This is a genomic window from Mycobacterium sp. E796 (genome assembly GCF_001672815.1).
Classification (GTDB): Bacteria; Actinomycetota; Actinomycetes; order Mycobacteriales; family Mycobacteriaceae; genus Mycobacterium.
Map to the genome: position 1 here is coordinate 1 of NZ_LZKK01000014.1, position 9,489 is coordinate 9,489.

The window sequence follows — 9,489 nt, forward strand, 5'->3', positions numbered from 1 at the left end:
TTCGGTGGCCACCCGTTGGGCGAGCTTGGCGCGGGTTCGGCGGCGTTTGGGCATCATCGCGGCGCGATGGTCGCGTCGACGGCGGACGGGCAGTTGCGGGGCTCGAGCCGGGTGGGGCCGGGGGAGCGGGTGTGCGTGCTGCGGGCGCACCGGGCTGGTCGGGCTGCAGACGGTCCCGCAGGAATTCGTCTCGCTCGTTCATGGGCTCCTCGAGTGCCGGACCGGTACCCGTCCAGTATCGGCCACCGGCCGCCGGCGGACCTTCACCCGGTGTGCGCAAACTTTCGCCCGATCGGCCACCGCCCGGCTGCGATTCGGCCCGCCGACCGCTGAGCACGCTGGTGACTAGGACCGGCGCGGACCCCGCCGCACGTGGGCGCGATCACAGCAAACTTGGCCGAATTGGTGATCACCCCCGCCGGTCGGCTAGAATCGACGCCGGGGTTGGGACAATCGAAGCCCAAAACTCCCATGTCGGCGCCGTCGTCGACCGCCCGCCGCGACGAATTTACGCCGCCGCCGGTTGCCGGTTAGACTTAACGAAGTTGGCATGTCAGGCGGGTATTGTCATATCGTTTTACGACTTGTCGAAACCAGCTTCAGGCCACCGTTCAGCGCTGCACGGACGAATCTCCAACAACGGATCATCCCGCCTGGGGCACAGCCTATCGGCAAGACCGAAGGGGCCAACGGGTTCCGAGACCCGCAACCCTCCCGGGTTGCGGCCCCACCGGAGCCGCTCGTAACGGCAGCGAAGAACGTTTGGTGAAGGGTCAGGTGCATATGACGCCCAAGCGCGTCGGGTTATACAACCCCGCGTTCGAGCACGATTCGTGCGGGGTAGCCATGGTCGTCGATATGCACGGCCGCCGCAGCCGCGACATCGTCGACAAGGCGATTACCGCGCTGCTCAACCTCGAACACCGGGGCGCCCAGGGCGCCGAGCCGCGCAGCGGTGACGGCGCCGGCATCCTGATTCAGGTTCCGGATGCGTTCCTGCGCGAGGTCGTGGAGTTCGAGTTGCCCCCCGCGGGCAGCTACGCCACCGGCATCGCGTTCCTGCCGCAGTCGTCGAAGGACGCCGCGGCCGCGTGCGCGGCGGTGGAGAAGATCGCCGAATCCGAGGGCCTGCAGGTGCTGGGCTGGCGGAACGTGCCCACCGACGACTCGTCGCTGGGCGCGCTGTCGCGCGACGCGATGCCGACCTTCCGGCAGATCTTCCTGGCGGGGGCGTCGGACATGACGCTGGAGCGCCGCTGCTACGTAGTCCGCAAGCGGGCCGAGCACGAACTCGGCACCAAGGGTCCGGGTCAGGATGGCCCGGGGCGCGAAACCGTCTATTTTCCAAGCCTTTCCGGCCGCACTTTGGTCTACAAGGGCATGCTGACCACGCCGCAGCTCAAGGCGTTTTACCTTGACCTGCAAGACGATCGGTTGACCAGCGCCCTGGGAATCGTGCACTCCCGTTTTTCCACGAACACCTTCCCGTCGTGGCCGCTGGCGCATCCGTTCCGGCGAGTCGCCCACAACGGCGAGATCAACACCGTCACCGGCAACGAGAACTGGATGCGGGCCCGCGAGGCGCTGATCAAGACCGACCTCTTCGGCGACGACGTGGAGAAGCTGTTCCCGATCTGCACCCCGGGCGCGTCCGACACGGCGCGCTTCGACGAGGCGCTCGAGCTGCTGCACCTGGGCGGCCGCACCCTGGCGCACGCGGTGCTGATGATGATTCCCGAAGCGTGGGAACGCAACGAGTCGATGGACCCCGCGCGGCGGGCGTTCTATCAGTACCACGCTTCGCTGATGGAGCCGTGGGACGGCCCCGCGTCGATAACGTTCACCGACGGCACCATCATCGGCGCCGTGCTGGACCGAAATGGCTTGCGCCCCTCTCGGATCTGGGTCACCGACGACGGCCTGGTGGTGATGGCCTCCGAGGCCGGCGTGCTCGACCTGGACCCGGCCAGGGTGGTCCGCCGGATGCGGCTGCAGCCCGGCCGGATGTTCCTGGTGGACACCGCACAGGGCCGCATCGTCGCCGACGAGGAGATCAAGGCGGAACTGGCCGCCGAGCACCCCTATCAGGAGTGGCTCGACAAGGGCCTGGTTCCGCTCGACGACCTGCCGCAGGGCGAGTACGCCCGGATGCCGCATGAGCGACTCGTCAAGCGTCAGTTGACGTTTGGCTACACCTACGAGGAACTCAACCTGTTGGTGACGCCGATGGTGCGCTCCGGCGCCGAGCCGATCGGCTCGATGGGCACCGACACCCCGGTCGCCGTGCTGTCCCAGCGTCCGCGGATGCTCTACGACTACTTCCAGCAGCTGTTCGCCCAGGTGACCAACCCGCCGCTGGACGCCATCCGCGAGGAGGTGGTGACCAGCCTGCAGGGCACCACCGGCGGCGAGCGCGACCTGCTCAACCCCGACGAGTTCTCCTGTCACCAGATCGTGCTGCAGCAGCCGATCCTGCGTAACCACGAGCTGGCCAAGCTGGTCAACCTCAACCCGGACGACGAGGTCAACGGCCGCCCACATGGCATGCGGTCCAAGGTCATTCCCTGCCTGTATCCCGTCGCCGAGGGCGGCGCCGGGCTGACCGCCGCGCTCGAGGAGGTGCGTGCGCAGGCTTCCGCCGCGATCGCCGACGGCGCGCGGATCATCATCCTGTCCGACCGTGGGTCCGACGAGCAGCTGGCGCCGATCCCGTCGCTGCTCGCGGTGGCGGCGGTGCACCACCACCTGGTGCGCGATCGGACACGCACCCACGTCGGCCTGGTGGTGGAGACCGGCGACGCCCGCGAGGTGCACCACATGGCGGCGCTGGTCGGCTTCGGCGCGGCGGCCATTAACCCGTATCTGGTGTTCGAGTCGATCGAGGACATGCTCGACCGGGGTGTGTTGGACGGTTTCGGGGACGGCATCGACCGCGACAAGGCGCTGAACAACTACGTCAAGGCGGCCGGCAAGGGCGTGCTGAAAGTCATGTCCAAGATGGGCATTTCGACGCTGGCCTCCTACACCGGCGCGCAGCTGTTCCAGGCCGTCGGCATTTCCGAGGACGTGCTCGACGAGTACTTCACCGGGCTGTCCTGCCCGACCGGCGGGATCACCCTGGAGGACATCGCCGCCGACGTCGCCGCCCGCCACAAGCTGGCCTTCCTCGACCGGCCCGACGAGCGCGCCCACCGCGAGCTCGAGGTCGGCGGCGAATACCAGTGGCGCCGGGAGGGCGAGTACCACCTCTTCAACCCGGAGACCGTGTTCAAACTGCAGCACGCCACTCGTACCGGGCAGTACAAGATCTTCAAGGAATACACCCGGCTCGTCGACGACCAGAGCGAGCGGCTGGCGTCGCTGCGCGGGCTGCTGAAGTTCCGCGGCGACGTGCGGCCCCCCGTCCCGCTGGAAGAGGTCGAGCCCGCCAGCGAGATCGTCAAGCGCTTCTCCACGGGGGCAATGAGTTACGGCTCGATCTCCGCCGAGGCGCACGAGACATTGGCCATCGCGATGAACCGCCTCGGCGGCCGGTCCAACAGCGGCGAGGGCGGCGAGGACGTCAAGCGATTCGACCGCGACCCCAACGGCGACTGGCGCCGCAGCGCGATCAAGCAGGTCGCCTCCGCCCGCTTCGGGGTGACCTCGCACTACCTGACCAACTGCACCGACATCCAGATCAAGATGGCGCAGGGCGCGAAACCCGGTGAGGGCGGCCAGCTTCCGGGCCACAAGGTGTACCCGTGGGTGGCCGAGGTGCGGCACTCCACCCCTGGCGTCGGATTGATCTCGCCGCCGCCGCACCACGACATCTACTCCATCGAGGACCTGGCGCAGCTGATCCACGACCTGAAGAACGCCAACCCGGCCGCGCGCGTGCACGTCAAGCTGGTCTCCGAAAACGGGGTGGGCACCGTCGCCGCCGGTGTTTCCAAGGCGCACGCCGACGTGGTGCTGATCTCGGGGCACGACGGCGGCACCGGCGCGACGCCGCTGACGTCGCAGAAGCACGCGGGCGCCCCGTGGGAGCTCGGACTGGCCGAAACGCAGCAGACCTTGCTGCTCAACGGGTTACGTGACCGGATCGTGGTCCAGGTGGACGGGCAGCTCAAGACTGGGCGCGACGTGATGATCGGGGCGCTGCTCGGCGCGGAGGAATTCGGCTTCGCCACCGCCCCACTGGTGGTGGCAGGCTGCATCATGATGCGGGTGTGTCACCTCGATACCTGCCCGGTCGGCGTCGCCACCCAGAACCCGGTGCTGCGCGAGCGGTTCACCGGCAAGCCCGAGTTCGTCGAGAACTTCTTCATGTTCATCGCCGAAGAGGTGCGGGAGTACATGGCGCAGTTGGGCTTCCGCACCTTCAACGAGGCCGTCGGCCAGGTGGGGTCGCTGGACACCACGCTGGCCCGGGCGCACTGGAAGGCCCACAAGCTGGACCTGGCGCCGGTGCTGCACGAGCCCGAGTCGGCGTTCATGAACCAGGACCTCTACTGCAGCTCGCGGCAGGATCACGGCTTGGACAAGGCGCTCGACCAGCAGCTGATCGTGATGAGCCGCGAGGCGCTGGACTCCGGCAAGCCGGTCCGGTTCTCCACCACGATCAGCAACGTCAACCGCACGGTGGGCACCATGCTCGGCCACGAGCTAACGAAAGCCTATGGGGGCCAAGGCCTGCCGGACGGAACCATCGACATCACCTTCGACGGGTCAGCCGGCAACAGCTTCGGCGCCTTCGTGCCGAGGGGCATCACGCTCCGCGTCTACGGCGACGCCAACGACTACGTCGGCAAGGGCCTGTCGGGCGGCCGCCTCGTGGTGCGGCCGTCGGACAACGCGCCGGCCGACTACGTCGCCGAGGACAACATCATCGGCGGCAACGTGATCCTGTTCGGCGCCACCAGCGGGGAGGCCTACCTGCGCGGCGTAGTCGGCGAACGGTTTGCGGTACGCAACTCCGGCGCCCACGCCGTGGTCGAGGGCGTCGGCGACCACGGCTGCGAATACATGACCGGAGGCAAGGTCGTCATCCTCGGCCGCACCGGCCGCAACTTCGCGGCGGGCATGTCCGGCGGCGTGGCCTACGTATACGACCCGGAGGGCGAATTGCCGAACAACCTCAACGCCGAAATGGTCGAGCTCGAGGCGCTCGACGAGGACGACCTGGAGTACCTGCGGGGCACCATCCAGGCGCACGTCGATGCGACGGATTCCGCTGTCGGCCAGCGCATCCTCGCGGACTGGCCCGGCCAGCACCGGCACTTCGTCAAGGTGATGCCGCGCGACTACAAGCGCGTGTTGCAGGCGATCGCCGAGGCGGAGCGCGACGGCATCGACGTCGACAAGGCGATCATGGCGGCCGCGCATGGCTGATCCCACCGGCTTCCTGAAATACACACATCGGGAACTGCCGAAGCGCCGGCCTGTCCCGCTGCGACTGCGCGATTGGAACGAGGTCTACGAAGACTTCGACGACGAGACCCTGCGCCATCAGGCAACCCGTTGCATGGATTGCGGTATCCCGTTCTGCCACAACGGATGTCCGCTGGGCAACTTGATCCCCGAATGGAACGACCTGGTGCGCCGGGGCCGTTGGCGCGACGCGATCGAACGGCTGCATGCGACCAACAACTTCCCGGACTTCACCGGGCGGCTATGCCCCGCCCCGTGCGAGCCGGCGTGCGTGCTGGGCATCAACCAGGATCCGGTGACGATCAAGCAGATCGAGCTGGAGATCATCGACCACGCCTTCGACGAAGGCTTTGTGGTGCCGCTGCCCCCGGACAAGCTGACCGGAAAGACCGTCGCCGTGGTGGGTTCCGGGCCCGCGGGCCTGGCCGCCGCCCAGCAACTGACCCGCGCCGGCCACAGCGTGACCGTGTTCGAGCGCGACGACCGCATCGGTGGGCTCCTGCGCTACGGCATCCCTGAATTCAAGATGGAAAAGCGGCACTTGGACCGTCGGCTGGACCAGATGCGCGCCGAGGGAACCGAATTCAAGGCCGGGGTCAACGTGGGCGTGGACATCTCCGTCGAACAGCTGCGCGGCGACTTTGACGCGGTGGTGCTGGCCGGCGGCGCCACCGCCTGGCGCGACCTGCCCATCCCCGGCCGGGAGCTGGACGGCATCCACCAGGCGATGGAGTTCCTGCCCTGGGGCAATCGCGTCCAGGAGGGTGACGACGTTTTGGGTCCCGACGGCGAGCCGCCGATCACCGCCAAGGGCAAGAAGGTCGTCATCATCGGCGGCGGCGACACCGGGGCCGACTGCCTGGGCACCGTGCACCGGCAGGGTGCGATCGCGGTGCACCAGTTCGAGATCATGCCGCGCCCGCCGGAGGCGCGCGCCGAGTCGACCCCGTGGCCGACTTACCCGCTGATGTACCGGGTGTCATCGGCGCACGAAGAGGGCGGCGAGCGGGTGTTCTCGGTCAACACCGAGGAGTTCGTGGGCAAGGACGGGCACGTGACCGGCCTCAAGGCTCACGAGGTGACCATGCAGGACGGCAAGTTCGTCAAGGTCGAGGGCTCCGACTTCGAGCTCGAGGCCGACCTGGTGTTGCTGGCGATGGGGTTCGTCGGTCCCGAGAAGGAGGGTCTGCTCACCGATCTCGGAGTGAAGCTGACCGAGCGCGGCAACGTCGCCCGCGGCGCCGACTTCGACACGTCGGTCCCCGGGGTATTCGTTGCCGGCGATATGGGTCGCGGCCAGTCGTTGATCGTCTGGGCGATTGCTGAGGGCAGGGCGGCGGCCGCGGGGGTCGACCGGTTCCTGATGGGCTCGACGGCACTTCCGGCGCCGATCAAGCCCACCGCTGCCCCGCTGACGTAGTCACATCAGTCACACCAGAAACAGAAGAATTCAATTCGGCGTTTCTGCGTACGTTTGCCAGACGATTGTTGTCTAATGGTTCTCTGTGGGGCTCATCGCGAAGAAGTCACGGGGGCGTCCCGCTGGATCGGACCGATCGCAGGAGTGATCACTGTGCATGTCAACCCAGTACCTCGGTCGCGAATGGGGCGAATCGCCTGGTCATGGCTACGCCATCCGGTGAAGAGCCGGGAGTATCCCGCTAAGCTCGAACGCTTGGTCACGGCCGAAGAGCTGATGCTCTTCGGGGTGTAAGCGCCCGCCGTTATTTTCATCCTCCACTTTTCGGCCAGCGACGCGTTTGCTCGGACCGGTGGGTCGCTAGCCGGCGCGAGTTAGCCACTCGGCCGTCGTCGCGAAGAACAGATCGAGCGGTTGCGATTGCTCGTAGACCCGGGCTCGCGCAAGCGCACCCCGGAAGGCGTCGATGAGAGCGGCTGCGACGTCCGCGGGGTCACGATCGGGGCACAGTTCGCCGTTGTCTCGGGCGCGGGCCAGCGCCGCGGCTAGCACACGGCCGAACACCTGAAGACGCTGGGCAGGCCCGCCAAGACGATGCGGTGGGCACTCCAGCCTTACCCGCACGTGCACCGCGTGCCGCAGTCGGCACGGGCGGTGCCCTGAGCGTCAGACCTACCCGAGCAGTCCGGAGTCCCGAATCGCCTTAGCCAATGGCTCCAGCACGGCGGGGTCGTGCGGTGGATTGATGTAAACGATGCCCAGGTCCAGGCCCTCGGCGCCCAGCGCGGCAGCCTCGTCGATGACCTGGCCGTAGTTGCGGTCGGCGTCCAAGCGCAGGTGCGCCGACATGGTGATCTCCTTCGGGTCGCGCCCGATGTCCGCGCACCGCGCGGCCAGCACGTCGCGCTTCTGCGCGAACAGCTCGGGCGGACCGCCGGCGAAGTTCCAGTGCTGGGCATAGCGAGCGGTGATCGGCAAGGTGCGCTTCTCGCCGCTGCCGCCGATGCAGATCGGCGGATGTGGGCGCTGCACGCCCTTGGGCTCGTTGCGGGCGCCCTTGAGTTGGTAGTACTTGCCGGCGAAGTCTGTCGTCTCTTCGGTGAGCAGGCTGATCAGCACCTGGCAGGCTTCCTCGAATCGGTCGAAGCGTTCCCTGATGGAGCCCAACTCGATGCCGTAGGCGCCCGACTCCTCCTCGTTCCACCCGGCGCCGATCCCGAGCTCGAGGCGCCCGTTGGAGATGATGTCGAGCGCGGCGACCATGTTCGCCAGCACCGCGGGGTGCCGGTAGTGAATGCCGGTGACAAGGGTGCCCAGCCGCAGCCGCTTCGTCGCCTGCGCCAGCGCCGTCAGCGTCGTCCACCCCTCCAAGCAAGGGCCGCTGCTGTCGGAGAAGATCGGATAGAAGTGGTCGAACGTCCAGCCGGACTCGAAGACCTCGATATCGTCGGCGGCCTGCCAGACGGCGAGCATGTCGGCCCAGGTGGTGTTTTGGGGTGAGGTTTTGAACGCGAATCGCATGGAACCGACGTTAGTCGATCTTTATGAAGCGCAACTAAACTCATCGGGACGATGACGGGCGCGCTCGGAATCGACACCAGGATCACCCTGCTGGCCGCTGGGCTGATCTTCCTGCTGGCGCTCGTCCTCGGGGTCTGGAAGTACCGCCAGATCATGACGGCCGACGATCATCGCGCCCATCCGTACGTCGACATCGCGCACCGGGCGGCGCTGCTCTATTCGTTCGCGACGCTGCTGCTGGCCGTCTTCGTCGAACTCAGCGCCTGGGCCGCGTGGGTCAACCTGACCGCCGCGGGCGTCGTCGTCTTATTTTTCGTCGCCGCCATCCTCGGCTACATCAGCCACGGGGCGCGACGCGACACTGTGAACCAGTTTGAAAACCCCAGCCGTGGCCTGCAAGTGACAATGGTGCTGCTCATCGCCGGGGAGATCGGCGGCTTCGGCGTGCTGCTCGCGGGTTTCGTCGCGGGCCAATTCTTGTGACCGGGCCGGGCACACTGGAGCCATGGACCCGGTAGCCGCCCTGCGGCAGATCGCCTATTACAAGGACCGGAGCCGCCACGACCCCCGGCGCGTGATGGCCTATCGCAACGCCGCCGACATCATCGAGGGCCTCGACGACGCCGCGCGCGAGCGGCACGGCCAGGCCAATAGCTGGCAGACGCTGCCGGGGATCGGGCCCAAGACCGCGAAGGTGATCGACCAGGCCTGGTCCGGCCGCGAACCGGACCTCCTCGTTGAATTGCGCTCGGCGGTCGAGGATCTCGGCGGCGGCGACCTGCGCGCCGCGCTGCGTGGGGACCTGCACCTGCATTCGAACTGGTCGGACGGATCGGCGCCGATCGAGGAGATGGTGGCCACCGCGTCGGCGCTGGGCCACGAATACTGCGCGCTGACCGATCACTCGCCGCGGCTGACCATCGCGAACGGGTTGTCGCCCGAGCGGTTGCGCAAGCAGCTCGACGTCATCGACGGGTTGCGCGAGCAGTTCGGGTTCCTGGTCCAGGCTGCCGTCCTCGAGGATGTCGACCTCGATCCCGGTGAGGATGCGCATCGGCGCGAACTGCTCGCGCAACCCGTCGATGACGTCGAGCTGCTTGCGCAACCGCTCGGGCGACAACCCGTTCGCGATGGTC

The 9,489-nt window shown here is 67.5% G+C and carries 6 protein-coding genes; 4 read left to right on the forward strand and 2 right to left on the reverse strand.

Annotation, left to right across the window (positions count from 1 at the left end; translation table 11 throughout):
- Window positions 1–783: 783 nt before the first annotated feature.
- The gene (gene gltB, locus A5706_RS00845; RefSeq protein WP_068126119.1) at window positions 784–5,373 is read left to right on the forward strand and encodes a glutamate synthase large subunit; all 4,590 of its coding nucleotides are present in this window, start codon (window positions 784–786) and stop codon (window positions 5,371–5,373) included.
- Window positions 5,366–6,832 (forward strand): glutamate synthase subunit beta, encoded by a 1,467-nt coding sequence (locus A5706_RS00850; RefSeq protein ID WP_068126120.1) that lies wholly within the window; start codon window positions 5,366–5,368, stop codon window positions 6,830–6,832. Before gltB ends, A5706_RS00850 begins: the two co-directional genes overlap by 8 nt.
- Before the next feature lie 360 nt (window positions 6,833–7,192).
- Here A5706_RS00850 and A5706_RS00855 read toward each other — a convergent pair whose 3' ends face one another.
- Together A5706_RS00855 and A5706_RS00860 are read right to left on the reverse strand one after the other, a co-directional pair.
- Complete coding sequence (locus A5706_RS00855) at window positions 7,193–7,396, reverse strand: TetR family transcriptional regulator C-terminal domain-containing protein (RefSeq protein ID WP_068126122.1); 204 nt, start codon at window positions 7,394–7,396, stop codon at window positions 7,193–7,195.
- Between the two features lie 108 nt (window positions 7,397–7,504).
- On the reverse strand, window positions 7,505–8,353 hold the full coding sequence (locus A5706_RS00860) for an LLM class F420-dependent oxidoreductase (RefSeq protein ID WP_068126124.1): 849 nt from the start codon (window positions 8,351–8,353) through the stop codon (window positions 7,505–7,507).
- Between the two features lie 51 nt (window positions 8,354–8,404).
- Between A5706_RS00860 and A5706_RS00865 the strand changes: the two genes are divergently transcribed.
- Window positions 8,405–8,836, forward strand: coding sequence for a hypothetical protein (locus A5706_RS00865; protein WP_068126127.1), 432 nt, complete (start codon window positions 8,405–8,407; stop codon window positions 8,834–8,836).
- Between the two features lie 22 nt (window positions 8,837–8,858).
- The coding region (locus A5706_RS00870; protein WP_231984925.1) for a PHP domain-containing protein at window positions 8,859–9,489 on the forward strand (631 nt) is incomplete at its 3' end.

Coding starts and splice junctions, on each gene's coding strand:
- gltB (WP_068126119.1), top strand. CDS start 784: ATGACGCCCAAGCGCGTCGGGTTATACAACCCCGCGTTCGAGCACGAT.
- A5706_RS00850 (WP_068126120.1), top strand. CDS start 5,366: ATGGCTGATCCCACCGGCTTCCTGAAATACACACATCGGGAACTGCCG.
- A5706_RS00860 (WP_068126124.1), bottom strand. CDS start 8,353: ATGCGATTCGCGTTCAAAACCTCACCCCAAAACACCACCTGGGCCGAC.
- A5706_RS00865 (WP_068126127.1), top strand. CDS start 8,405: ATGACGGGCGCGCTCGGAATCGACACCAGGATCACCCTGCTGGCCGCT.